This is a genomic window from Flavobacterium sp. PL002, from assembly GCF_054165825.1.
In genome coordinates, this window is sequence record NZ_CM135110.1 from 2996260 (window position 1) to 3022069 (window position 25810).

The 25810-nt window shown below is 32.7% G+C and carries 24 protein-coding genes; 8 read left to right on the forward strand and 16 right to left on the reverse strand.

What is annotated here, in order from left to right; all coding sequences use genetic code 11:
- Window positions 1-102 precede the first annotated feature (102 nt).
- A complete protein-coding gene (locus tag ACVEGE_RS13055) occupies window positions 103-1296 on the reverse strand; it encodes an aspartate aminotransferase family protein (RefSeq protein WP_192500878.1) in 1194 nt (397 codons plus the stop codon).
- Between the two features lie 70 nt (window positions 1297-1366).
- Complete coding sequence (locus tag ACVEGE_RS13060) at window positions 1367-3013, reverse strand: OstA-like protein (protein WP_192500879.1); 1647 nt, start codon at window positions 3011-3013, stop codon at window positions 1367-1369.
- A 290-nt stretch (window positions 3014-3303) separates the two neighbouring features.
- Here ACVEGE_RS13060 and ACVEGE_RS13065 point away from each other — a divergent pair, with 290 nt between their 5' ends.
- Window positions 3304-5172 (forward strand): alpha-amylase family glycosyl hydrolase, encoded by a 1869-nt coding sequence (locus ACVEGE_RS13065; RefSeq protein ID WP_458008547.1) that lies wholly within the window; start codon window positions 3304-3306, stop codon window positions 5170-5172.
- 88 nt (window positions 5173-5260) lie between these two features.
- Here the strand turns inward: ACVEGE_RS13065 and ACVEGE_RS13070 are convergent, their stop codons facing one another.
- The 7 genes from ACVEGE_RS13070 to rsfS form a co-directional block, all read right to left on the reverse strand.
- On the reverse strand, window positions 5261-6037 hold the full coding sequence (locus tag ACVEGE_RS13070) for a superoxide dismutase (protein ID WP_173853107.1): 777 nt from the start codon (window positions 6035-6037) through the stop codon (window positions 5261-5263).
- An 8-nt stretch (window positions 6038-6045) separates the two neighbouring features.
- The gene (locus ACVEGE_RS13075; protein WP_173853106.1) at window positions 6046-6315 is read right to left on the reverse strand and encodes an acyl-CoA-binding protein; all 270 of its coding nucleotides are present in this window, start codon (window positions 6313-6315) and stop codon (window positions 6046-6048) included.
- Window positions 6315-6968 (reverse strand): phosphatidylserine decarboxylase family protein, encoded by a 654-nt coding sequence (locus ACVEGE_RS13080; protein WP_173853105.1) that lies wholly within the window; start codon window positions 6966-6968, stop codon window positions 6315-6317. The genes ACVEGE_RS13075 and ACVEGE_RS13080 overlap by 1 nt, the downstream gene beginning before the upstream one ends.
- On the reverse strand, window positions 6958-7806 hold the full coding sequence (locus ACVEGE_RS13085; RefSeq protein WP_192500880.1) for a phosphatidate cytidylyltransferase: 849 nt from the start codon (window positions 7804-7806) through the stop codon (window positions 6958-6960). Before ACVEGE_RS13085 ends, ACVEGE_RS13080 begins: the two co-directional genes overlap by 11 nt.
- A gap of 1 nt (window position 7807) precedes the next feature.
- Complete coding sequence (locus ACVEGE_RS13090) at window positions 7808-8410, reverse strand: lactate utilization protein B/C (RefSeq protein ID WP_173853103.1); 603 nt, start codon at window positions 8408-8410, stop codon at window positions 7808-7810.
- A gap of 113 nt (window positions 8411-8523) precedes the next feature.
- Window positions 8524-10449 (reverse strand): ATP-dependent zinc metalloprotease FtsH, encoded by a 1926-nt coding sequence (gene ftsH, locus ACVEGE_RS13095; RefSeq protein ID WP_192500881.1) that lies wholly within the window; start codon window positions 10447-10449, stop codon window positions 8524-8526.
- Window positions 10450-10464: 15 nt separating this feature from the next.
- The gene (gene rsfS / locus ACVEGE_RS13100) at window positions 10465-10836 is read right to left on the reverse strand and encodes a ribosome silencing factor (protein WP_173853101.1); all 372 of its coding nucleotides are present in this window, start codon (window positions 10834-10836) and stop codon (window positions 10465-10467) included.
- Window positions 10837-10931: 95 nt separating this feature from the next.
- On the opposite strand from rsfS, the gene ACVEGE_RS13105 reads away from it, so the two are divergent.
- A complete protein-coding gene (locus tag ACVEGE_RS13105; protein ID WP_458008548.1) occupies window positions 10932-11660 on the forward strand; it encodes a biotin--[acetyl-CoA-carboxylase] ligase in 729 nt (242 codons plus the stop codon).
- 59 nt (window positions 11661-11719) lie between these two features.
- Here ACVEGE_RS13105 and ACVEGE_RS13110 read toward each other — a convergent pair whose 3' ends face one another.
- Both ACVEGE_RS13110 and pyrE read right to left on the reverse strand, forming a co-directional pair.
- Window positions 11720-12112, reverse strand: coding sequence for an SRPBCC family protein (locus ACVEGE_RS13110; RefSeq protein ID WP_192500883.1), 393 nt, complete (start codon window positions 12110-12112; stop codon window positions 11720-11722).
- A gap of 11 nt (window positions 12113-12123) precedes the next feature.
- Window positions 12124-12774, reverse strand: coding sequence for an orotate phosphoribosyltransferase (gene pyrE, locus ACVEGE_RS13115; protein ID WP_192500884.1), 651 nt, complete (start codon window positions 12772-12774; stop codon window positions 12124-12126).
- Between the two features lie 7 nt (window positions 12775-12781).
- Here pyrE and ACVEGE_RS13120 point away from each other — a divergent pair, with 7 nt between their 5' ends.
- From ACVEGE_RS13120 to ACVEGE_RS13130, 3 genes are all read left to right on the forward strand, one after another.
- Entirely contained in the window at window positions 12782-13396 is a 615-nt protein-coding gene (locus tag ACVEGE_RS13120; protein WP_192500885.1) for an NUDIX hydrolase, read from the forward strand.
- 142 nt (window positions 13397-13538) lie between these two features.
- The gene (locus ACVEGE_RS13125) at window positions 13539-14885 is read left to right on the forward strand and encodes a DEAD/DEAH box helicase (RefSeq protein WP_192500886.1); all 1347 of its coding nucleotides are present in this window, start codon (window positions 13539-13541) and stop codon (window positions 14883-14885) included.
- 452 nt (window positions 14886-15337) lie between these two features.
- Entirely contained in the window at window positions 15338-16399 is a 1062-nt protein-coding gene (locus ACVEGE_RS13130) for a hypothetical protein (protein WP_173855663.1), read from the forward strand.
- A 79-nt stretch (window positions 16400-16478) separates the two neighbouring features.
- On the opposite strand, the gene fumC is transcribed toward ACVEGE_RS13130, so the two are convergent.
- On the reverse strand, window positions 16479-17876 hold the full coding sequence (gene fumC, locus ACVEGE_RS13135) for a class II fumarate hydratase (RefSeq protein WP_173855664.1): 1398 nt from the start codon (window positions 17874-17876) through the stop codon (window positions 16479-16481).
- Between the two features lie 258 nt (window positions 17877-18134).
- Here fumC and ACVEGE_RS13140 point away from each other — a divergent pair, with 258 nt between their 5' ends.
- A complete protein-coding gene (locus tag ACVEGE_RS13140) occupies window positions 18135-18308 on the forward strand; it encodes a hypothetical protein (protein ID WP_173853093.1) in 174 nt (57 codons plus the stop codon).
- A gap of 133 nt (window positions 18309-18441) precedes the next feature.
- Here ACVEGE_RS13140 and ACVEGE_RS13145 read toward each other — a convergent pair whose 3' ends face one another.
- A complete protein-coding gene (locus ACVEGE_RS13145; RefSeq protein ID WP_173855665.1) occupies window positions 18442-20961 on the reverse strand; it encodes an outer membrane beta-barrel family protein in 2520 nt (839 codons plus the stop codon).
- A 96-nt stretch (window positions 20962-21057) separates the two neighbouring features.
- A complete protein-coding gene (arsC, locus tag ACVEGE_RS13150; RefSeq protein ID WP_173855666.1) occupies window positions 21058-21399 on the reverse strand; it encodes an arsenate reductase (glutaredoxin) in 342 nt (113 codons plus the stop codon).
- A gap of 107 nt (window positions 21400-21506) precedes the next feature.
- On the opposite strand from arsC, the gene ACVEGE_RS13155 reads away from it, so the two are divergent.
- Together ACVEGE_RS13155 and ACVEGE_RS13160 are read left to right on the forward strand one after the other, a co-directional pair.
- Entirely contained in the window at window positions 21507-22457 is a 951-nt protein-coding gene (locus ACVEGE_RS13155; protein WP_192500887.1) for a CPBP family intramembrane glutamic endopeptidase, read from the forward strand.
- Window positions 22457-23509: an AMP-binding protein gene (locus tag ACVEGE_RS13160; protein ID WP_192500888.1), complete on the forward strand. Its 1053-nt coding sequence runs from the start codon at window positions 22457-22459 to the stop codon at window positions 23507-23509. Before ACVEGE_RS13155 ends, ACVEGE_RS13160 begins: the two co-directional genes overlap by 1 nt.
- A 151-nt stretch (window positions 23510-23660) precedes the next feature.
- Here the strand turns inward: ACVEGE_RS13160 and ACVEGE_RS13165 are convergent, their stop codons facing one another.
- Both ACVEGE_RS13165 and ACVEGE_RS13170 read right to left on the reverse strand, forming a co-directional pair.
- Window positions 23661-25232 carry a S41 family peptidase gene (locus tag ACVEGE_RS13165; protein ID WP_192500889.1) on the reverse strand — a complete coding sequence of 524 codons (1572 nt, stop codon included), beginning with the start codon at window positions 25230-25232 and terminating at the stop codon, window positions 23661-23663.
- A 4-nt stretch (window positions 25233-25236) separates the two neighbouring features.
- A complete protein-coding gene (locus tag ACVEGE_RS13170; RefSeq protein ID WP_173855670.1) occupies window positions 25237-25749 on the reverse strand; it encodes a GNAT family N-acetyltransferase in 513 nt (170 codons plus the stop codon).
- Between the last annotated feature and the right edge of the window lie 61 nt (window positions 25750-25810).

Sequence of the window (25810 nt, forward strand, 5' to 3'; positions counted from 1 at the left end):
TTAGGTATCATTACTATTGATGTGAAGAAAAATTAGAATTGTTGTGAACAATTTAATTAACAATACACAGTACTGTTTAATCGCTACTAGTAATTATTGTATTTAATGGGTAGTTGATAGTAGAACTTCATCCATAACTTCCTTCATTATGGCACATCCTTCCTTAATTTCATCGTTAGAAATTGTTAATGGTGGTGTGATTCTTATTGCGCATCCCTCAAATAGTAACCAGAATAAGATAAGTCCTTTGTCTTGACATTTTAAAATCACTTCATTTGTTATTGCTGCACTTTCGGTCATAACGGCAAGCATTAACCCTTTTCCTCTCACTTCCTTTATCAAAGGATGTACCAAAAGTGATCGGTACAATTTTTCCTTCTCTAACGTCTGTTGCATTAAATCGGTTTCAGTTATTTCTTGCAAAGTAGCTAAGCAAGCTGACGCAATGACAGGATGACCACCAAAGGTTGTTATGTGACCCAGTTTTGGGTTGTCACTCAATAGATCCATCATTGCTGATGAAGCTGTAAAAGCTCCTACGGGCATACCGCCTCCCATTCCTTTTCCCATAACCACTATATCTGGAACAACATCGTAGTTTTGAAATCCAAATAATTTTCCTGTTCTTCCAAAACCAGGTTGGATTTCATCAAGAATCATAATGGCACCTACTTCGTTACAACGGGCTCTTACTTTTTTTAGAAAATCATTTTCTGGCTGAATAAAACCAGCGCCTCCTTGAATGGTTTCTAATAAAACCCCAGCTGTTTTAGTCGTTATTTTATCTAAATCAGCCTCATTATTAAAGGTAATAAATGCTACGTCAGGAATAAGCGGACGAAAAACTTGTTTGCGTTCTTCAAACCCCATAACGCTCAAAGAACCCATGGTGTTCCCGTGATATGCATTGTGACAAGAAATTAATTGACTGCGACCAGTTACTCTTCGAGCTAATTTTAGAGCGCCTTCAATTGCTTCAGTACCTGAATTTACTAAGTACGTTTTGTCAAGTGGAGCTGGTAGGAGTGAGGCCATTAATTTACAATAGGCAACTGCTGGGCTTTGAGAATACTCTCCATAAACCATCACGTGTGAATATTTATCTAATTGATCCTTTATGGCTTGGTTGACTCTTGCGGGTTGATGCCCTAAAGTACAAGCTGAAACACCTGCGACAAAATCTAAATATTTTTTGTCATTAGTGTCATAAATATAGGAGCCTTTAGCGTATGAAACCTCCATCCCTAATGGATATGGTGATGTTTGTGCTTGGTATTTTATAAAATCTTCGTTCAATGTATGGTATCTTTTGTATATTAAAATTAGTTCTTTTTACTGTAAATCAGAAATTACAATTAATAAAAAACTATTTCTTTTTGGGTTTCTTTTTCGGCTTCTTTTTGTCATAATCTAAAGTTTCTTTCCTGATTTTCATAGGAACGTTTTCTTTAGCATCGTCTTTTTTTGCAGCAGAAATCATCTTTTCGTTATACTCATTTTCTTCAGCAGAAAAAAGGTCTTCTTTAGTAAAAATGCGCTCCTCACCACGCCAGACAAGTCCGCGTAATTTTCGGGCATTTTCGGGTAACTCTTTTTCTGGATAAATATCGCCATCAACTTGGTCATAAAATGTGATGGTTTCGATAGCATTATTTTCGAGAATAAGATTAATTTTACTACTTACATTTTTATTGATTCCAATGAGTTCGTTACTATCATTACGCATGTAATAAATTACTTCGGCATTTTTTATAATGTCAACATCACGGAGTTTACCATCGTTAAATTTACCAAATAAATTGAGCCCCTTGACCTGATTATAACCGGTTCCCAAGGTGTCCCGAGAGACTAAAAAGGTGTTGTTTAGTACTTTTAGCGAATCTAATTTTCGGGTGGTATTGTTTCCTATTAAATGCATTACATCACCAGTAATCTGGTTGTCACCATTCCATAACACAGGATTTCCTATCAATTTTGTCAAGGCAATTCTTGAGTTCGAATAAATTGAATCACATTTTCCGCTCATGTCTTTCTTTAAAAACCGAACATTATTAAAAGCTCTAATTATTCTATCGCCTTCTTTTCCAGTTACCATGAGTTTTTTTCCGTGTATGTAGACAGAATCGTTATCGACAAAGTTAATTGCTAATGCACGTTTAGTCACAAACATAGAGTCTTTCTTTTTGTAAACTTCTCCGTAATGTCCTTTAATTACACCTCGATTGATTGAGTCTGTAATTTTTACATTACGTGTTGCTGAGGCAAATTCTCTGTTGCGATCGTAGTACAAACTATCACCTTCTATGAGTCGGTCATCGTATTTTATATAGGATTTCCTAAGGAAATGTGCTAGATTTTTCTTGGTGTCGTAAAAGCCTTTTTCGGTATAAATATAATTGTTTTTACTAGTAATTGTTGATGGACCAAAGAGATAAGAGTGCCCGGAATTACTATAGTAATCTAAATGATTCGATTTTATTACATATTGAGGATTTGTTATGGTAACGGCTGTTAAGAACTGAAATTTCTTTTCGGCTACGTAATATCTTCCTGATTTAGAACGCAACGTATTGTCTTTATTCGTGATGGTTCCTTGAGTGTTGTAATACACTTGTTGTACATTTCGATCAAAATTAATAGTATCTGTGACCAAAGTTGCATCTGGAGAACTCATATACGCTTCACCAGCGGCAAATGCTTTTTTAACATTTCCGTTATATTCGGCATATTTACTATTTAAAAATAAAGTATCTCCTTGTACTATTTGTACATTTCCAAAAGCTTTGATGTAATTCTCTTTTTGAAAATAATAGGCTTTATTACATGTTAATACAATTCCGTCATGATTAACACGTACATTTCCAGTCAGTAAAAAAGCATCTGGATTTTCGACTTGATTAATATCAGCAAAATCAGAATGCTCAACAATAATTTTTTTTGGTGCTTGCGCCAAAGTTGATTTAGTACTAAAAATCAGCAATAAGCAGCCTATGAAGAATAGTGATTTATTCAATGGATTAATTTTTTGTCAAATTTAAGAAAAAGGAAACAATCCTAATCGATATTAGCATTTATTTATAGGTTTAAAAGCTTTTAGACCAGCATCCTACTCTTAGTTAGCGGGATAACTTATCAACAATAAACCCAACTCTCACGTTGTAGTGTTGTTTTTGATTTTGTTTTAACGCTTAGATAAAATTGGAGTATAGTGTAGTTTTGAATTTTATAGTAAATTTAGAAAGTTATAATTCATAATAAAGCACAATTACGAGCTATTAAAATAGTGTAACCGAACCAATAATAATGAAAAATAAAAAACTATTTATAGGCCTTAGTTTAGTTTTACTAACTGCAGCTTGCAAAACAACGGAGTTAAAGTCAAAAGAAGATATACATACCGAGAAAAGAGAGCGTAAAATAGTAGTTTACCAGGTTTTTACGCGTTTATTTGGGAATAAAAATACCACTAACAAACCTTGGGGAACAATTTCAGAAAATGGAGTAGGGAAGTTCAATGATTTTACGGATACTGCTTTGCATGAAATCAAAGATTTAGGAGTGTCTTATATATGGTATACTGGTGTTCCACATCATGCCTTAGTGGGAGATTATACTGCAATAGGAGTCTCAAATGACGATCCTGATATTGTAAAGGGGCGGGCAGGTTCTCCATACGCTGTCAAGGATTATTATAATGTAGACCCTGATTTAGCTGTTGATCCAGCTCATCGATTGCAAGAATTTGAAGCTTTGATTGGAAGAACGCATACTGCGGGAATGAAGGTAATAATTGATATTGTCCCCAATCATATTGCTCGAAAATATGAAGGGAAAAATAACCCAGAGGGTGTTAACGACTTTGGTGCAGATGATGATGTGACTGTGGAGTATAAAAGAGATAATAATTTCTATTATATTCCAAATTCTAAATTTGAGGTTCCGGATACGGACAAACCCTTAAATGGAGAAGCAAATCCTTTAAGCGATGGTAAATTTGACGAAATTCCTGCTAAATGGACGGGTAACGGTTCTAAATTGTCAAAACCTGATAAGAATGATTGGTACGAAACCGTAAAAGTAAATTACGGAATCCGTCCTGATGGAACTAAGGATTTTCCTGAATTACCCAAACGTTATGGATCGAAATCTTATGCTGCTCATTTTGAATTTTGGAAAAATAAAGAGGTGCCAGATTCTTGGAAAAAATTCCGTGATATTGCCTTGTACTGGACTGCTAAAGGTGTCGATGGATTTAGATATGATATGGCTGAAATGGTTCCATATGAGTTTTGGAGTTACATGAATTCAGCGATAAAAATGGCAAACCCTAGTGCCTTTTTATTAGCCGAAGTTTATAACCCAAAAGAATATAGAAATTACATTCATTTAGGTAAAATGGATTATTTATATGATAAAGTGGAGACTTATGATAAGCTGAAGGAGATAATTCAAGATAAAGCATCGCCTGATGCACTTTCTAGCATTCAAAACGGAATGAAAGATATTGAACATCACATGTTGCATTTTCTGGATAATCATGATGAGCAACGTTTAGCAAGTGCTGAATTTGCTAAATCTCCCGAAAGAGGAAAGCCGTTGATGGTTGTTTCTACCACGTTAAGCTCATCACCCACAATGATTTATTTTGGTCAAGAAGTAGGGGAAGCGGGGAATGAAAATGGTGGTTTTGGAACTCATTCTCGAACATCGATTTTTGATTATGTAGGTGTTCCAAGTCACCAACGCTGGATGAATGAAGGTAAATTTGACGGCGGTCAACTGACGGATAAAGAAAAAGAACTGCGTGATTTTTACAAACGATTATTAAACTTCTCAGTTAATAGTACTGCATTAATGGGAGATTTTGGAGAAATCCAAACTAGTAATAGAAAAAACACAAAGGATTTTGATGCTAAAATTTATGCTTTTACTCGTTGGTCAGCAGATGAAAAATTAGTTGTAGTCACTAATTTTTCGGATAGCAAAACTAGTAATTTCAATCTTGAGATTCCATCAAATGTTATTAAGAAGTGGAATTTGAAGGATGGAAATTACTCACTTATTGATCAATTGTACAACCAGAATAAAACAACGCTTGTTGTAAAAAATGACATAGGAAATGTAGCCATTACAATAGCCCCGCTGGAATCTTTTATCTATAAATTACAGTAACTAAGCTAGAATTTATAAATACAAAAAAAAATGCTGATAAATTCCTCTTTGAGGTTTCTATCAGCATTTTTAAATATAAAATTATTGTTTAATATTTCTTTCTCATTGCGGCTTCATAATTAGCATTGATTTTTTCCCAGTTGATTACCGTAAAGAAAGAATCAATATAGTTTTTTCGGCGGTATTGGTATCCTAAATAATAAGCATGCTCCCACAAATCTAAAGCTAGAATAGGTGTTCCAGGAACAACAGCATTTCTCATTAAGGGATTGTCTTGATTTTGAGTGCTAGTTATTTTTAATTTTCCGTATTTATCAACGACTAAAAACGTCCAAGCAGAACCAAACTGACTCGTAGCTTCGTTTTTAAAAGCATTTTCAAAGTTACTAAAAGAACCAAAATCTCTTTTAATTACTCCTGCAAGCGTATCAATTGCAACACCACCTGTATCGGGTGCCATTGATTTCCAGTACAAACTATGGTTGTAATAACCACCAGCGTTATTCCTTAATTCGGTGTCTTTTAAGTCTAATTTTGCTAGAATGTTTTCTATAGACTGATTTTCATATGGCGTTCCTGCAATGGCTTTGTTTAAGTCATTAGTGTAGGTTAAATAATGTTTAGAATAGTGTGTTTCTAAAGTTAGTGGAGAAACAGTAGGAGCTAAGGCGTCATAATTATATTCCAATTTTTCTACCTGAAAAGAACCTTGCGCTGCTTTTACATCTTCAGGAAAACCTATAGATACTTTTTCTTGAGCAGTGGGCAATGGAACTTCAACTACTTCTGTTAGTTTTTTGTCTTGACAAGAAAATAAAACAGTCATAGTTGCTAAAGCGGATAATATATAAGCATTATTTTTCATGGATAGTGCTATTTTTTTAAAATGGAATTTATTAAGTCTATGTAATGCTCTTTAGCTTCATTGGCAGATAGGTGACTTATTTGCATCCATGCATTAGTTTTAAACGCATCTCTCAAATGATAGTTAGATGTCTGTCTTGGTTCTAAAGTACCCAAAGTAGCCTGTTTGTAATAAGCATAGAGACGCAGTTGCACATCTTGCGGTAAAGATGCTTGAGTCATCAATGAAGCGCTATTTACGGCCTCTTGAAATTGAGTGTTTAAATCTATTTCATTCATTATTTTTTAGTTGCAATAATTGTTTTTCCACCAATGGCTTTTTGGTTAAGTACCACATCAATGGGTGTACCTAATGGCAAAAAGATATCAACTCGTGAACCAAATTTAATAAAACCGGCATCAGTACCTTGAACAACTTGCATTCCTTCCTGAGCGTAATTCACAATACGACGCGCTAATGCACCAGCTATTTGACGGTATAAAATAGCGCCAAAAGTATTGTTTTCAACCACTACAGTAGTTCTTTCGTTTTCTTCACTTGCTTTTGGGTGCCAAGCAACCAAAAATTTACCAGGATGGTATTTACTGAATTTTACAAGTCCGCTTATTGCGTAACGAGTAACGTGTACATTTATAGGAGACATGAAAATAGAAACCTGAATGCGTTTGTCTTTAAAGTATTCTCCTTCATAAACCTCTTCAATTACCACAACTTTACCATCTACAGGTGCTAAAATTTGGTTCTCATTTATTATCGCTACTCTTTTCGGATTTCTGAAAAATTGTAAAATGATAATCAAAATTAACAGCGCACCGATTTGAATTGCCATTTTAAGCCAATTATTGTCAATGAAATAATCAGAAATTAATAGTGCAACCACCATAAAAATAATTCCTAATAAGATAGTCTTGGTTCCTTCTTTATGAAACATAATTTAAAATTTGATAAAATAAAAATACAATTGGTGCTACAAATATAACACTATCTAGTCGATCTAGTACGCCTCCGTGGCCTGGCATTATTTTTCCGCTGTCTTTTACACCAGCTACTCTTTTAAATTTGGATTCGATTAAATCACCAATTGTTCCAAAAACACCAACAATTATGGCAATAACTATCCAAATATAGATGTTTCCTTCTGCAATTTCGATGTAATACTTAGAAATGAAATAACTTACTACTACTGCAAAAAATACTCCGCCTACAAAGCCTTCTATAGTTTTTTTAGGAGAAATGCGTTCAAATAACTTTGTTTTTCCAATAGACTTACCCACAATATAGGCAAAGGTGTCATTTGTCCAAATAAGAATAAAGATGCTTATTAGTATTTTTGGATTGTATCCGTCTTTTCCAAAAGGGATTTTAGTGATAATAATAAAAGGAAGAATGATGTATCCTATTAAATAGACATATTTAGAAAAGGAATCAATCTTTATGGCTTTATTATCGAAAAGAAAGTGCATGCATTTTATAAATACAAACAAAGTTGAAAACAATAGTGTTAAATCAAATGTTTTGCTAAAGCGAAATTCAAACAAAGGACTACTGCTAGTAGCGAAGCTAATCATATAAAACAATCCAAAAGAAACTGCGGCTAGCAGTATAGGAATAATTTTATTGATTTGTACTAAATTACAAAATTCATAAGTTGCTATAAGTAAGAACGCCCCGAAAAGAGCAAAAAAGCTATCAGTTGAATATAGAATAGAAGCGATTAGTAAAATAATATATACAGCTCCTGATATAGATCTCTTTAAAGTTTCATTCATTCTAAAGGTCTTCTAAAAGCAATAAATAAAGATTCTTAGGGGAGCTACCGTACTGAGTAAAGTCTTCCTCTTTTGCTTTTTCAAAATATTTTATTGCAGTTATATTGGTAGGGTAATCCCTTTCGTATTTCTTTTTTATAGCAGTAAGGCCATCGCTCTTAATAGCAAGCATTTGGCTTGTAGTAGCATAAACTACAATGTTTGTGGGTAATTCGTTTGGTTTGTGTTGCTTAATTTGCTTTGATGAAAAAAGTATAGAACCTTCTTCAGCAATTAAGCTTTCGCAACTAGTAAAAAGAAACTTAGGATTAGATGCCATTCCGTAGGTAAGTTTGTTTTCGTCTAGTAAACCATACAACTTTGGATCATAGCATAGGACTTGGCTTTCAAACCAATCATTCTCTGCTAAGATATTTTCAAACTGTTCTTTTAATTCTTCAATGTTTTCACAATATAAAAATTTACCACCGTTCTTTTTAAAATGATAGATAAATTGCTCATCTATAGACATGTTATTAAAAGTGGAAGTTTCTTGTTCTTCTCTTTCTCTTTCCTCATCTGAAGCCGAACTACTAGAACCGAAAAATTTTCTAAAAAGACTCATATATCCTGAAGGTACTTTATATATTATTTGAAACGTCCAAAGATAAAAAAATCTTAATTCAAAAGAGACTTTTGAATTAAGATTTTATAAATATTTAAATTATAATGTATTTTTTAAGACACTACTTCTTCTAGATTGTCATCAAAAGTTCGTTTTCCAAAAATAGCTTCTAGATCATCTTTAAAGATTACTTCTTTTTCGATTAAGATATCAGCTAATTGATTTAATTTATCTTTGTTCTCTTCTAGAATTGCAATCGCTCTTTGGTACTGACCTTCAATAAGTAATGAAATCTCAGTGTCTATAACTTTTGCTGTTTCTTCAGAATATGGTTTAGATAAGTTATACTCACTTTGACCTGTTGAGTCGTAATAAGTAACGTTTCCTATTTTGTCATTCAATCCATAAATAGTTACCATCGCTCTCGCTTGTTTGGTTACTTTTTCTAAATCACTCAATGCACCAGTAGAAATACGGTCAAAAGTTACTTTTTCAGCAGCTCTTCCACCCATAGTAGCACACATTTCGTCTAGCATTTGATCAGGACGAACAATTTGACGCTCTTCGGGTAAGTACCATGCAGCACCTAAACTTTGACCTCTAGGAACAATTGTTACTTTAATTAATGGTGCAGCATGCTCTAACATCCAACTTACAGTTGCGTGTCCTGCTTCGTGAATAGCAATCGCTTTTTTCTCATCAGGAGAGATAATTTTATTTTTCTTTTCTAATCCACCAACAATTCTGTCAACAGCATCTAAGAAATCTTGCTTGTCTACAGCAGTTTTGTTATAACGTGCTGCAATAAGTGCTGCTTCATTACACAAGTTGGCAATATCAGCACCAGAGAAACCTGGAGTTTGTTTTGCTAAAAAGTCTAAATCTAAACCTTCTACTTTTTTTAATGGCGCTAAGTGAACTTTGAATATTTCAGCACGCTCGCGAATGTCTGGTAAGTCAACAAAAATTTGTCTGTCAAAACGACCAGCACGCATTAATGCTTTGTCTAAAACATCGGCTCTATTGGTTGCAGCAAGTACAATTACATTAGAATTAGTTCCAAAACCGTCCATTTCAGTAAGTAGTTGGTTAAGCGTGTTTTCTCTTTCGTCATTACCACCTGACATATTACTTTTTCCTCTTGCTCTACCTACAGCGTCAATTTCATCAATGAAAATGATAGCAGGAGATTTTTCTTTGGCTTGTTTGAATAAATCACGTACACGTGACGCTCCAACACCTACAAACATTTCAACAAAGTCAGAACCTGATAATGAAAAGAAAGGTACTTGTGCTTCACCAGCAACGGCTTTAGCTAATAATGTCTTACCAGTTCCAGGAGGGCCTACAAGTAAGGCTCCTTTTGGAATCTTACCCCCAAGATTAGTGTATTTTTCAGGATTTTTTAAGAATTCTACAATTTCTTGTATTTCTTCTTTTGCTCCTTCTAATCCAGCTACATCTTTAAAAGTAGTTTTTATATCAGTTTTTTCGTCAAAAAGTTTTGCTTTTGATTTTCCAATATTAAATATTTGTCCACCCCCGCCAGCGCCTCCGCCAGACATTTTGCGCATGATAAAAATCCATACACCAATGATGATGATGATTGGTAACAAGCTAATAAGTATATCAGACCAATTACTTTTTGCTTGAAAATTAAATTCTTTTAATTTTCCTTCAGTAACTGCTTTCTCTAATTTAGTTTGAAAAATTTCATCATTACCAATGTCAAAAGTATATTGAGGTCCTTTGTTTGGGCGGTCAAAAATATCTTTAGCAACTTTTTGATGTTCTTTAAGTTTTAAAGATTCGGCTTTTAAAAAAACTTCGGCTTCAATTTTATTGTAAACGATTACTTTTTCAATTTGTCCTTTTTCTAAATAAACATTAAATTTAGAAGAAGTCAATTGTGATGGTTCTTGTAAACTTGAGCTACCAGTTATGAAACTGATAAATAGAAAAATTAGTAAGATAGCAGTGTAAACTAGCCACGGACTAACTTTAAACTTGTTAGGGTTTGGATTATTATCTTTAGCCATTAGGTATGTTTTTCTTTAGTATTTGTTTTCAATTGTAGTGATTTTTGCATCTCCCCACAAACTTTCAATATTGTAGTATTCTCTAATTTGTTTTTGAAATACGTGTACTACGATATTTACATAATCCATAAGAACCCACTCAGCATTGTCTGACCCTTCAACATGCCATGGCTTGTCTTTTAATTCTTTTGATACTGTTTTTTGTATAGAGTTAACAATTGCGTTTACCTGTGTATTTGAATTACCGTTGCAAATAACATAATAGTCACAAACGGCGGTATCTATTTCTCTTAAATCTAGAATGCTAATGTCATTTCCTTTTACTTCTTCTATCCCCTTAATGATGTTTGCTAATAAGTCATCATTATTTATTGTCTTTTTTGCCATGAAAATTTTTTATATAAGTTGGTAAAGTTACCATTTTTTGTGATTATTTTTGCCCCTTAACAAAATATTAAATTCTGTTGCACAAATTACAGTCAATGAAACTAATCAAACTCGATGCCATAGATTCTACAAACGATTTTCTAAAAGGGTTGGTGAATAAGCAATATCTAGAAAATTTTACAATTGTCTCTGCTGAAAGCCAAACAAAAGGTAAGGGGCAAATGGGTTCAGTATGGGTTTCTGAGAAAGGTAAGAACCTAACAATGAGTGTTTTTGTTAAGGATAGTTTGACTGTTTTAAACCAAATTTACAGTTTGAATATAGCAGTAGCATTAGCTATAGTTCAAGCATTAGAAACTTTTGAAATTCCGCAGTTAAGCATAAAGTGGCCTAACGACATAATGTCATATAATTATAAGATTGGCGGGATTTTGATTGAAAATAGTATTAAAAATGACGGTTCAATAAGTTCTGTGATTGGTATTGGATTAAATATTAATCAAATTACTTTTGACAACCTTCCCAAAGGATCTTCACTGGCGGTAGTTTGTAACCGCCAATTTGATAAACATCAAATTTTATTAAAAATTGTAAACAGGCTAAAAGACAATGTTGTTTTATTAAATAAAGAACCTGATTTATTATGGAAGACGTATCTGAAGGTATTATTTAAAAAAGGTGTGCCAATGCCTTTCAAAGATAATTCTAATAAGAATTTTATGGGAATTATTCAAGGCGTTTCTGAATTTGGAAAATTACAATTGTTGCTAGAAGACGATACCACAGCAGAATATAATATCAAAGAAATTCAAATGTTGTACTAAAAAGAAAATCCCCCTTTTTAAACAAGATTAAAAAGGGGGTTTTATATGATATGAGGGAGTTATAATTCCCCCATATTATTAGCTAATGTTTCAATAAATTTTCCAATAGGACCTTTGATCATCATAGCCATCATTGGATTGAAGTCGCCTTCAAAGTCAAGTTTAACTTCACTTGTAGTTTCAGATACGCTATCTATGTTTGTAACCAAAGTAAAAGGTAGTTTGTCACTAGCTGCACCTAAGGTAATTTTACTTGGTGCTACTTTTTCTTTCATTTTTAATTTGATTTCAGGCATGCCTTTTAATCCAAAAATAAAAGCATCTGCTCCAATAACTTCAAATTTAGCGATATTGTCTGGCATTAATTTTTCAAAGTTTTTCACATCAGACAATAAATCAAATAATTCTTGTGCTGATTTTTGAACAGTAACTTTTGTACTTTGTAAGTTCATTTTTTTATTATTTATTTTGGTTCATTATTCCAAGTAGAAGGAGTTGTACTCCATTCTCTAAGTGTTTGTTCTTCTTTTTCAGTGATGTAGCTTTTTGCAACAGCTAAGTTTAATAAATTTTGATAATTACTCAAAGTATATAAATCAATTTTAGCCTCATTAAAGTTTTGTTCGGCAACTTCAAAGCCATAAGTAAATATGGCAGCCATTCCTTTAATATTTGCTCCAGCTGCGCGCAAAGCTTCAACAGCGTTCAAACTACTGCTACCAGTACTAATAAGATCTTCTACAACAACAACGTTTTGTCCTTTTTGTAAAAAACCTTCCACCTGATTTTGACGACCATGTTTCTTTGCTTCTGGGCGTACATATACAAAAGGTAGTCCCATACTCTCTGCAACAAGTATACCAATTCCTATTGCTCCAGTAGCAACGCCAGCAATAACATCTGGTTTTCCAAATTGTTTTTCTATGTGTTTAGAAAACTCATCTCTAACATAATTTCTTATCGTTGGAAATGAGAGAATTAGCCTGTTATCACAATAAATAGGTGATTTCCATCCAGAAGCCCATGTAAAAGGATTTCCTGGATTCAATTTAATTGCATTTATTTGCAAAAGCAATTCGGCTGTTTTTTCGGCAGTATCTTTATTAAAAATCATAGTACAAATGTATAAAGTTTTTGTTAACGACAAACCACTTTTTTTGACAAATAAAATTTCAAAAGAAACAGATTTTCAATTGTTCTTGCTTGAAAGTATAGACATTGAGCAACTTATCATAAAAATATTTCAAAATAAAATTCAAAAAGCCTATCTCTATCATCCCGATGAGAAGGAGATTATGAAGACTTTGAAGTCAAAAATTCCTGTTAATAAAGCGGGAGGAGGCTTAGTATATAATAAAAAGGGTGAAGTCTTGTTTATTTTTAGAAACGGAAAATGGGATTTACCTAAAGGCGGAATAGAAAAGGGAGAGGAAATCGAGGACACCGCTATGCGTGAAGTAGAGGAGGAGACTGGTGTTAACCAACTTAGGATTATAAAAAAGCTCCAAAAAACCTATCACGTTTTTAAACGCAATGGAGTTCATAAGTTGAAAATCACGCATTGGTTCGAAATGCATTCAGACTTTGAAGGTACGCCACAAGGGCAACTAGAAGAGGGAATTGAGAAAGTGGCTTGGTTTAGTCCAGAGGAAATTCCAGAGATTTTAAAAAACTCTTACGAAAATATTAAATTATTATTCGAAGAAGAAGAAGGGATAAATTATCCTTCAAAATAAAAACAAGCAGCTTTTACTTGTAATTAATTTCTTAAAAAGGTTGGTAATCGTAAAGATTGTCAACCTTTTTTGCATTGTATTTTAAAAAAATAAGACAAATTCTTGTCTAACAATTTTAACTACCTTTGCACAAATTATAAAAATGAATTCTACACACCATTCTAACAATATACTTTTCAATTTAGGCATAGAAAGCTTGAATGAAATGCAAGAAGTAGCGCAAGACGCCATATTAAATGATAATAATGTATTGTTATTATCCCCTACTGGCTCAGGTAAAACTTTAGCTTTTTTATTACCTATATTAGAGTTATTGCAACCTGAAATTTTATCTGTTCAATGTTTAATATTAGTTCCATCAAGGGAATTAGGATTACAGATAGAGCAGGTTTGGAAAAAAATGGGAACTACTTATAAAGTCAACGTATGTTATGGAGGTCACTTCATTGATACTGAAATAAAAAACTTGAGTAATCCTCCAGCAGTATTAATAGGAACTCCGGGTCGTATTGCGGACCATATTGATAGAGGAACTTTTAGATTAGATAAAGTACAAACGCTAGTTCTCGATGAGTTTGATAAATCATTGCAGTTGGGTTTTCATGAGCAAATGTCGTTTATCATTGGCAAATTAAGCAAGTTAAATAAACGTGTTTTGGTTTCGGCAACTTCTGATATTGAGATTCCCAAATACACTAGGGTAGTGAACCCAACCATTCTTGATTTTATTCCGGAACATATTGAAGAAACAAATTTAGCGATGAAGCTGGTTGTTTCTAAAGAAAAGGATAAAATGGGTACCTTATTCAACTTGATTTGTTCTTTAAAGTCAGAATCAGCTATTGTTTTTTGTAACCATAGAGATGCTGCAGAGCGCATTAGTGATACGCTGAATGAAAAAGGAATTTATGCTACCTATTATCATGGTGGTATGGACCAAGATGAGCGTGAGCGTGCATTAATTCAATTTAGAAACGGTAGTGTAAGTTACTTGATTACTACTGATCTTGCGGCACGTGGATTAGATATTCCTGAGATGAACCACGTGATTCATTACCATTTACCTTCAAAAGAAGATGAGTTTACGCATAGAAATGGTCGTACAGCGCGTATGACTGCTTCTGGAACAGCTTATATTATAACTCATGAAAGTGAGAAAAAAATGGATTATATTGATTACGGAATGACCTCTGTAAGTATCGAAAATGCCACAGGCTTGCCGAAGCCACCGCAATATCAAACGATATACATTAGTGGTGGTAAGAAAAATAAATTAAATAAAATTGACATAGTAGGGTTCTTTTCTCAGAAAGGGCAACTTGAAAAAGGAGATTTAGGATTGATAGAAGTAAAAGATTTTATTTCGTTTGCTGCAGTTAAATTTTCAAAAGTAAAAGATTTATTGCATAATATTAAAGATCAAAAAATGAAAGGCAAGAAATTCAAAATTGAAGTTGCTAGAAAAGTTATTAAAAAAGAAGAGGAATAATTAATTTAAACCTGTGTTATAATTTTTTAATTGATTTTGTCTATTTTCAAAAGTAATAATAAGAAAAGTAATAATAAGATCGTTGATAGTAAATTTATTTTTACTGTTAACGATCTTTTCTATTTAAAAAAGCAAAAGCAAAGCGAGTTTGTTAATTTTTTTAAGAATTAATTTTAAGAGATTGTTTTTTGCAGAATATGATAATGCAGAGAGGGTTTCAATAGTTTTACAACAACTGTAATATAAGGTATATGCCTTTATTTCATCCTGTTTTTGGCTATTTTATTGCTTTTTTAGAGGTAAATTGAAGATTTGTGTATAATTTTTTCATTGAATAATTTTTAAAAATCAAAATAATAATCTATTTTGCGCCTCCAATACTTAATTTAATGTTAAAATTAAGGTTGACTACTATTAAACTAAATTAAAGCAATTAACCCCAAACTAAACTGATGAGAACAAACTTTACATTAATACTATTCCTATTTATTACATTTGCTGGGTATGCACAAAAAGACCAAATTAAAGATGCGCAAAGTCAATTTAAAAATGGCAATTTAAAAGGAGCCTTAACTATTTTAGAAAAAAGTGAATATTTAATTGTTAATGCGGAATATGAAGATCAATCTGATTTTTATGATTTAAAAGCAGACGTTTTTAGAGGTCTTGCGGACAAAAATATTGAAACTGCTGCAAATTTGACTGCTGCAGTAGGGGCTTATAAAGAGTTAATAAGAGCAGAAACACTTTCAGGGAAGTTAAAATATATTGTAAAAGCAAGAGATGGTATAAAGCAAATTAAGGATGATTTTCAAACAAGTGCTTCAAAAGACTTAAAAGCGGATAAATATGCTGATGCAGCTAGAAAGATGTATAGCTTATATGAAGTAGATAAAACCGATACGATAAATTTGTATCTCTCTACTTCTTATTTTATGACAGTTAAAGATTATGATTCGGCATTAAAGAATTATAAGGAATTACAAAGTATTAATTATACTGGTGTAGGGATGGAGTATTATGCCGTTAATAAAAAAAGTAATGTTGAAGAGTTTTTTTCTTCACCAATAGATAGAGATACTTATGTTAAAGCAGGGTCTCATGAAAAACCTAGGAATGTTAGAGCTACATCTAAGAAGACTGAAATATATCGTAATTTAGCCTACATATATAGTGAAAAAGGGAACTTGAATGCTGCTGAAAATTTGTATAAGCAAATGATTGTTTTTAATCCTAAATTTATAGAACCTTATCTAGATTTAGCTTATTTAAATCTTGATAAGAAGAAAGAATTAAGTGATAAAATGAGTGTTTTAGGAACATCACCAAGTGATATGGAAACTTATGATAAATTAAAAGTGCAAATGGATGCTGATGTAAAAGAGGCTATTTCATATTTAGAAAAAGCAAATGCTATTGAACCCAAAAATGAAAAGGTATCTGATTTATTACTTAAGCTATATCGCTCAATGGATCTAATAGTAGAATATAACGCGCTTAAAGCAAGAATTTAATTTTTTGTTTTAACTGAAATAATAAAGCCCTGCAATTTTTGAATTGCAGGGCTTTGTTGATTTTTATAATAGTTGGAATTTATTTCAAACTTCCCACCATATCTTCAGGTTTAACCCATGCGTCAAAATCTTCGGCAGTTACATATCCTAAACGTACTGACTCTTCTTTAAGAGTTGTTCCGTTCTTATGAGCTGTTTGAGCAATTTCTGCAGCTTTGTAGTATCCTATTTTTGTATTTAATGCAGTAACTAACATTAATGAATTATCAACTAATTCTTTAATACGTTTATAATTTGGTTCAATACCTTGAGCACAGTGCTCGTCAAATGACATACAAGCATCTCCTAATAAACGAGCAGATTGCAAGAAATTTGCAGCCATAACTGGTTTGAAAACATTTAACTCATAGTGTCCTTGCATACCGCCTACAGTGATTGCAACATCGTTACCCATTACTTGAGCACAAACCATAGTTAAAGCCTCACATTGCGTAGGGTTTACTTTTCCTGGCATGATAGAGGAACCTGGTTCATTTTCTGGAATAATTAATTCTCCAATTCCTGAACGAGGACCAGAGGCTAACATACGAATGTCATTAGCTATTTTATTTAAAGAAACGGCTAATTGTTTTAATGCACCATGCGATTCTACAATAGCATCGTGAGCAGCTAATGCTTCAAATTTATTCTCTGCAGTTACAAATGGATGTCCTGTGAATTCAGCAATGTATTTTGCCACAGTTACATCATAACCAGCAGGAGTGTTTAATCCGGTTCCTACTGCAGTTCCACCTAAAGCTACTTCAGATAAATGTGCTAAGGTGTTTTTTACTGCTTTTATACCGTAAGTCAATTGTGCTACATATCCAGACAGTTCTTGTCCTAATGTAAGCGGTGTAGCATCCATAAGGTGCGTACGACCTATTTTTACCACGTTTTTAAATTCGGTTGCTTTTGCGTGTAATGTGTCTCTTAATTTTTCTACACCAGGAATCGTTACTTCTACAATTGCTTTGTAAGCTGCAATGTGCATTCCAGTTGGGAAAGTATCGTTAGATGATTGTGATTTGTTTACATCATCATTAGCTTTGATGAATTGTTCGCCTTCTCCAATTTCAAAACCTTTAAGTACTTGAGCACGGTTTGCAACTACTTCATTAACGTTCATGTTACTTTGTGTACCTGAACCTGTTTGCCAGATAACTAATGGAAATTGGTCTGCTAATTTACCAGCAAGTATTTCGTCACAAACTGCAGCAATTGCATCACGTTTTTCAACGGGTAGTACTCCTAAGTCACAGTTAGCATAAGCAGCTGCTTTTTTTAAGTATGCAAAACCTTCTATGATTTCTTTTGGCATAGAAGCAGAAGGACCTATTTTAAAATTGTTTCTAGAACGTTCAGTTTGTGCTCCCCAATACTTATCGGCTGGTACTTGTACTTCACCCATGGTGTCTTTTTCTATTCTGAATTTCATTTTATAATTTGTTTGTGTTATTATTTTATTGTGAAATTGATGCGTTATTATGTTTTTGTGGCCTAGCCCAGATAGTAGCGGCATCCCACGCTTTTTTGCGTGGATATAGCGAATAGCTGGAAATAGCTCCTAAACTTTCATCAAAAATACGGATAAATACCATTTTATGAAAATTGGTGGATAGTTTTTATAATTTTTTATTGCTAAGGTTGGATATTAAACTTACATTTGTGGCTACATTCAAAAATTCCGGAAAACATGTTTGAATTTTCACAGTATTTAGGCTTTTTACTTTTTCTAACCATCCTTACATTAGGGTTTTGGTTAATGTTCTTTTTAGTTAGTTTCGTATCTTATTGGATAGGTGGCGCAACTTGGGAAGCATACAAAGAAAAAAAAGCTAAAAAGAAGCAAGAGCAACAAGCTATATAATTAGTTTGTTACCAATAAAAGGACTCGATAACGGGTCCTTTTTTTTATGCCTTTTTTTTACGTAAAAAAAATACGGGCTCGTATTGAAACGAACCCGTACTTATCGAATTAATTAACCAAATCAATTTCTGTTTTATCCCGGAAAGCTACCGCCATCTTCGTCACCGCCTTTAGGTGCGTTTTTATCTCTATCTGATTTCTTTTTATTGATTCGGTAGGTGAATGATAGATTAAATTGTCTTTTTCTCCATTGAAATTCACTGTAGTTACTTACTGATGCTAAATTAGTTTCTGATCTCATTTTTCTTGAATTGAAAATGTCACTTACGTTAAAAGCAATCGTTGCTTTGTCTTTTAAGATGTCTTTACTTAAAGCAGTATTGATCATGTATTGCCCCAAACTTTTTCCTTGTGCTGTATTGCTAGGTCCAAAATACATTCCGCTTAATTGCCATTCTATTTTGTAGGGTAATGTTACACGAGAGTTCACACGAGTAAACCAAGAAACAGCTTTGTTATCAAGATTTGTGGTCACTGCAATACTTTGTGAATTGATATAAGTAAAATCTCCAGTTGTTTTAGTATCAAACAAGTTAAAACTACTATTGATTTTCCAGGATTTAAAAGGAGAGTAATTTAATGTAAATTCAAAACCAAATTTTTGCTCTTTTCCAATGTTGATAGGAGTGCTTAAAACCACTGGAGTTCCGCCTGTGTTTACTCCATTTACATCTGTAGTGCCACCTACAAAATCACCACTTTCATAACGTACAAATGAGAATACATCAGTGGTTCTTTCAAAGTACATAGAAGTATTAAAAGTGATTTTATCCCAACGTTTGATATAGCCTAAGTCAAATTTATCAGTTAATGAAGGATCTAAATCTGGGTTACCTCTAAAAATATTAATGTTACTTGAAATATTAGGAGTAGGGTCTAAGAAACGTCCTCTAGGTCTTGATAATCGTTTGCTGTAGCTCAACGAAACACCGCTAGCGTCAGATATTTCATAATTGATAAAAGCACTTGGAAAAAACTTATTATACCTTTTATTGTTATATTCATTAGTTCCTAATAGGTTAACATCAATATTAGTGTCTTCCCATCTTAAACCAAACAAATAAGAGAATTTATTTACTTTAAAGCCATATTGTGTATAAAGTGCGTTGATTTTTTCTTTGTACTCTAGCGTATTCGATAACAGATTACCAATACTATTTCCGTTTTCGCTTGAGAAAATGTCATAGCCTTTATTGAGGTTATTAAAATTCCCTTTGTATCCAGCCTCAAACTGACTTCCTTCACCTATAGGTAATACGTAATCTGCTTGAAATTGAAATTGTTTTTGAACTTCATCATTCATTGTAGTACTAAACGACGATTGATCAGGGAAGGTCTCGTTTACAGCAGTAATAATCGAATTGTCTTTATCGTTATTTCTTGAGTACGAACCGTCAACTGTTAATTTGTGGCCTTTGTCATTAAAGTTTTTAATGAAATTAGAAGTGAATTCAAAGTCATTTCCGCTGTCATATCCATTATTCAAACGGTAATTATCGAAAGTGAATTGGCGTGCTTGATCAAAATTTCTATAAGTAACAAGATCCTCATTGTCTCCGCGATTGTCTCTATAACTAATTGCATTTGTCCAGAACGTTGTAGGTGTTATTTCCCACTCAACACCTGTTTTTGTGCTAATTCCTTTTCTTGTGCGTTGTGTATCACGAGTTTCATCTATGAATTTACTAGTAGAACCATCTAGATTGTAATACTCTGAATTTGTTTTACCAGCACCTTCATTTGTTCTATAGCTATATCCTGTAGAAGTGAAATAATTCATCTTCTCAGTTTTGTAATTCAAGTTGGCACTTAAACCGTATGTTTCTGGATATCCTGTAGACGCAATAAATGTTCCGTTAAAACCTTGATTTTTTCCTTTTTTAAGAATGATATTTAAGATTCCGGCACCTCCTTCAGCATCGTAACGTGCAGATGGGTTGGTGATAACTTCAACCTTATCAATAGCATCTGCGGGAATTTGGCGTAAAGCCTCAGCCATATTTAGTGCATTTGAAGGACGACCATCTATAAAAATACGTACATTATCACTACCTCTTAAGCTAACATTTCCTTCTACATCAACAGATACCGAAGGTACATTTTCTAAAACATCACTTACTGTTCCTCCTTTGACCAGCATATCCTGACCTACATTGTAGACTTTTTTATCAAGTTTAATCTCAACAGTAGATTTTTCTGCACGAATAACCACCTCATTCAATTGAGCAGCATCTTCAACTAAAGCAATAGTACCTAAATTGGTGCTTTCTTTTAGCGCTTGTTTCAATTCGATTGATTTAAAAGAAATGAACTCAATCTTTATAGTATACATTCCTGGAGTAACATCAATGTTAAATTCTCCTTTAGGGTTTGTTATTCCTCCAGCAACTACTTTTTGGTTTTTATTACTAATGAATGTAACCGTTGCGTATTCAAGAGGTTGTTTACTGATTTTTTCAATAACAGTTCCCGTTATATTAATTTTTTCCATTGCGCCTGGACCTCCAGGTCTACCAGGTCTTTGCTGAGAAAACCCGAGCAAAATGCTGAAAAATAAAATAAGAGTCAAATAGTTTTTTAATTGTTGATGCATTATAATTGTTTTTGATTACTTGGGTATGATTGCAAAAAACAGATAAGGTTTAATCGGTGAATCATAAAAAAATGTTAAAATAAAAATCGCACAAAATTACATGAATTTTTTCAATTTTTCGGGGTCTCTAGCTATGATGGCTTTACCGTCTTTTATCAAAATAGGGCGCTCTATTAAGATGGGATTATCGATCATGGCTTTTATAATTTCATCGTCAGAAAGGGATTTATTTTTAAACTTTTCTATCCAAATTTTTTCTTTTTGACGCACTAATGCTATTGGCGATAAGTCCAGCATTTTTAATAACTCAACAAGATCAGCATAAGTAGGCGGGTGCTCTAAATATTTAATAATTTTATAGTCACTATTTTTTTCTTCAAGAAAAGCCAGGCAGTTTCTCGATTTTCCACAACGTGGATTGTGATATATTTGTATCATTTTAATTTTTTAATAGGTTTTATTTGAAATAAAAAAAGTATTTTTAGAATCACAAAAATAGGCTATGAGTCACTATTTTTACTCGAATAATTTAAAAAATATAATAGATGTTTATAGAACAAGCGATTAAAACCGAAAATCACTTTTGGAAATATATAGTAGGCTCAATTATTATAATCTTGGCTTCTTCAATTGGTCAACTTCCGTTAGTTTTTGCAGTGTCCTACGATAGGCTTGATGAAAACGAAAGTATTGGTTCACTTAGTCAATCGTTAATGAATCAGTTTGAACCTAATTTAACGTTATTTTTAATGTTGATTTCATTTGTTGTAGCAATGGTTGGAATCTATTTTGTTGTTACAAAACTCCACCATCAAACTTTTTTATCAGTAACCACTTCAAGAAAATCAGTTGATTGGAAAAGAATATTTTTTTCCTTTGGACTTTGGGCACTATTTACCATTATTACTACTTTGATTTCCTATAAAATGAACCCAACTGATTTTGTTTGGAATTTTAAACCGATACCTTTTGCTATTTTGGTTTTCATCAGTGTTGTTTTGCTACCCTTTCAGACAAGTACTGAGGAATATATTTTTAGAGGGTATTTAATGCAAGGATTTGCTAATTTGGCTAAAAATAAATGGTTTCCATTACTAATGACTTCTTTAATTTTTGGTGGGTTACATGCTGCAAATCCTGAGGTTGCTAAAATGGGGAATATTATATTTGTCTATTATATAGGTACAGGATTGTTTTTAGGAATAATTACTTTAATGGATGAAGGAATAGAACTTGCTCTAGGTTTTCATGCTGCTAACAATTTAGTTAGTGCTTTATTAGTTACTTCTGATTGGACTGCTTTTCAAACGCATTCTATATTAAAAGACATTGCAGAGCCTGAGGCTGGACTTGATGTTATCCTACCAGTAATAGTAGTTTACCCAATACTTTTATATATCTTTAGTAAGAAATACAATTGGACAAATTGGAAAGAAAAACTTACTGGTAAAATAGTAAAAATCGATACTCATAACACTTTTAACACAGCTAAATAATGACAAATGAAGTAACGTACAAAAATGTACACAATCGTTTTAAACTTAACGGATTTCATCTCGATAAGGATGATTTATGTCGGGTTTCCTACTGTTTGATAAAAGAAGGTGATGCATTTGAAAAATCTATTGGAGACTTTTTATTAGATTGGTTTGATAATAAAGAATATGTTGATTTAAAAACATCAGGAACTACTGGTGCTCCAAAAATTATCCGAATGGATAAACAAAAAATGGTGAATTCAGCTTTAGCTACAGGAGATTTTTTTGAACTAAGTCCTGGAGATAAAGCATTGTATTGTTTACCTACAGCTTATATTGCTGGAAAAATGATGTTGGTAAGAAGTTTTATTTTAGGTTTAGATATTGATTTTGTTGAGCCAACTTCAAACCCTCTAGCGCGCAATGAAACCAAATATGATTTTGTTGCAATGGTTCCTTTACAAGCGCAAAACTCTTTAGCGGCATTAAAAAATGTTAAAAAATTGATTGTAGGCGGTGCTAAAATGAGTAAAGAGCTCGAAAAGAGTTTACTTAAACTAAAAAATATTGCTGTTTATGAAACTTATGGAATGACAGAAACTATTACTCATATCGCTGCAAAAAAAATAGGGGAGAAGGCATTTTCTATTTTGCCAAATATTCATATTTCTCAAAATGAAAATCATTGTTTAGTGATTGATGCACCCAAAATTTCAGACGAGCTAATTGTTACTAATGATTTGATCGAAATCATCAACGACAATCAATTTGTGTTTTTAGGACGCAGTGATAATGTTGTGAATAGTGGAGGTATAAAGTTGATTCCGGAACAAATCGAAGAGAAGTTGGCAGCATTGATTCCGTCACGATTTTTTATTGCTGGCATGGCAGACGCTTCTTTAGGAGAAAAATTAATTTTAGTAATTGAGGGAGAAAAACACGAAGTTGATAAAGCAATTTTTAAGGGTTTAGATAAGTATGAAAAACCGAAAGAAGTTTTTTTTGTCACTCAATTTTTAGAAACCGACAATGGTAAAGTAAAAAGGAAAGAGACGGTAGAAAGTCTTTAGAATGATTTTTAGAATAAAAAAAACAGATTAAGTAAATGGTAGCGTTTATTAAATCTGTTTTTTTTTATGGATTCTATTTTTTTTTTTTAATCAATCATAGCAATTGGCTGGATCTCGATTTAACACAATTAATGCGTGAATGCATAAAGTATTATTTAGGAATAGCCGCTTTAATATCATTCAAAATCCAGTTCATTTCTGGATCTTTTTTATTGATTAAGTCATTTAAGGTGGGTATGATCTCTTTATCAGGATAAATTCCGTGTCCTATGGTGGTTGTTTTGTAATGTGGTACGATGTGCATCAATCCCATTCTTATTTTTAAATCTGAATTAGGTAATTCAATATTTGGCATTATGCCTGCCACGGTGCCATTATAATCGCCTCCCGTTTCCTCACCTACAAAAGTAGCTCGATTAGATCCCTTTAAGTTAGAAGCTATAATGCTTGATGCCGAAAAGCTTTTTCCGTTTATCAGAACATAGATTTTAGAAGTAAAAGCATTTTTTTTAATTTTTTGCTCTCTACACATTAGTTTTTGATAATAATTACCTTCCATATCTTTATGTGTGGTAATAAATGAATAAGTGTAGGAAAGTGGGAATACTATAGTTTTGACTGCTTTGAATAAAAAGGGAACCTTATCTAAGTAATCTCCAGCTATAATACTTGATTTAGAAACAACTTGTGTTTTATCTAAAAAAATATAGGAGGTATCTGCAAGGAAAGAGTAGAGGTAGTTGATTTCGTTTAAACGCCCGCCCGTATTGTCTCTTAAATCTAAAATTAGATTTTTAGAATGGTATTCGTTGATTTTTTCAAAAGTTTCTTTATAGAATTTTTTATAACCTCTATTTTTAAAGCCTCTAATTTTTATCACTGCAATACTACTGTCCTTTTCTAAAAAACGAATGTTACGGGTATAATCTTTTGTTGCTTGATTGTACCCATTTATTCTTTTCTTTCTTCTTAGTGCTTTATCTTTTTGATGGTCAATCGCTATTTTTTTAGGTTTTATAACGTCCTCTTTTTTCTTCTCGCTAGTTTCTTTTTTGAATCTTTTTATAGTGTGATTTTCAATGGTATCGTTGTATTTTAACGTATATACTAAACTATCTTTGATTCCGTTTTCGATAGTGAAAAAAGTAGTAAAGCGGTCTTTGTTTCCTCTAGTTTTAAAAGTGGTGTTAAACCCATCAGAAGCATAATAATTACTATGTTCAGTTATTAAATCGCTAGTATTTATTCCGTTGACACGAATGACTTCAGAGCCCACTTGTATAGTGCTGTCAGTAGATTTATTGTTGAGGATGTACAATGTGCGGTTATGATATTCAAAATCAAATTGAGAGAAGGGACCAATACCTTTATTAAGTAAAGCTTTTGATTCTTTTTTAGTCATTTGTACCACAGGGGCATAAACATATAAGTGTCCTTGCCTTACAGCAGCTACAATCGGACTAATTTTTTTGTAAAAACCAAGTGGCTTTAATGGGGTTGTAATGGTAGTTTTGAGGCTGTCAAATTTATAATCTAAAGCGGCTTTAGTTATATAATCGTATAAATTGGGGTGTAATTGTTGTAGTTTTTTGTATGTGAAATCAACATCTTCCTGTAATTTTGATACAGGAATTAAAGCATTATAATGAGCATTTTGTTTTTTAACCGAATTGCATTGGACAAAAAGTAAAATCACAAAACCTAGAAGTATTATTTTTTTCATTTAATTATTTTTTAAAAAGTACTTTTTCATACGCTCTTCTAGCACTTCCTCTAAAGAAGACTTCACCACAATAGGCATAATTCAGTTTTTCAAAGATGGCGATCATTGCTTGATTATCAAAGTTAGTGTCTGCTTTAATGCTGTAAATGTTGTTCTGGATTGCAAAATCTTCTATGAATTGCATCATTTTTTTAGCTAAACTTTTTCCTAAATGCAACTCTGAAATAGCCACTCTATGAAAAACAACAAAATCAGTATTTGTCAACCATTTCCCTTCTATATTTTCATATTCAGGTTCGTCGTTAATCATCATTGCAACATAACCTATAATTATTTCTCCCTCGGTTAAGACATATGCTGCGTCTTTATTAATGTCATTTAAAATAACTTCAGGATTGGGGTAACCGTCTTGCCATTGCTGGCTTTCATCAGCTTTACGTCTTGCAATTGCTTGCTGCAAAATAATCCATATTTCAGGAATTTGAGTAACTACTGCTTTTTTGAAATCTAAATTCATTATGAAAATTGGTATTAAAAGTACTTAAATAGTTCTTTATGTGTCTACCTTAAACTTATTT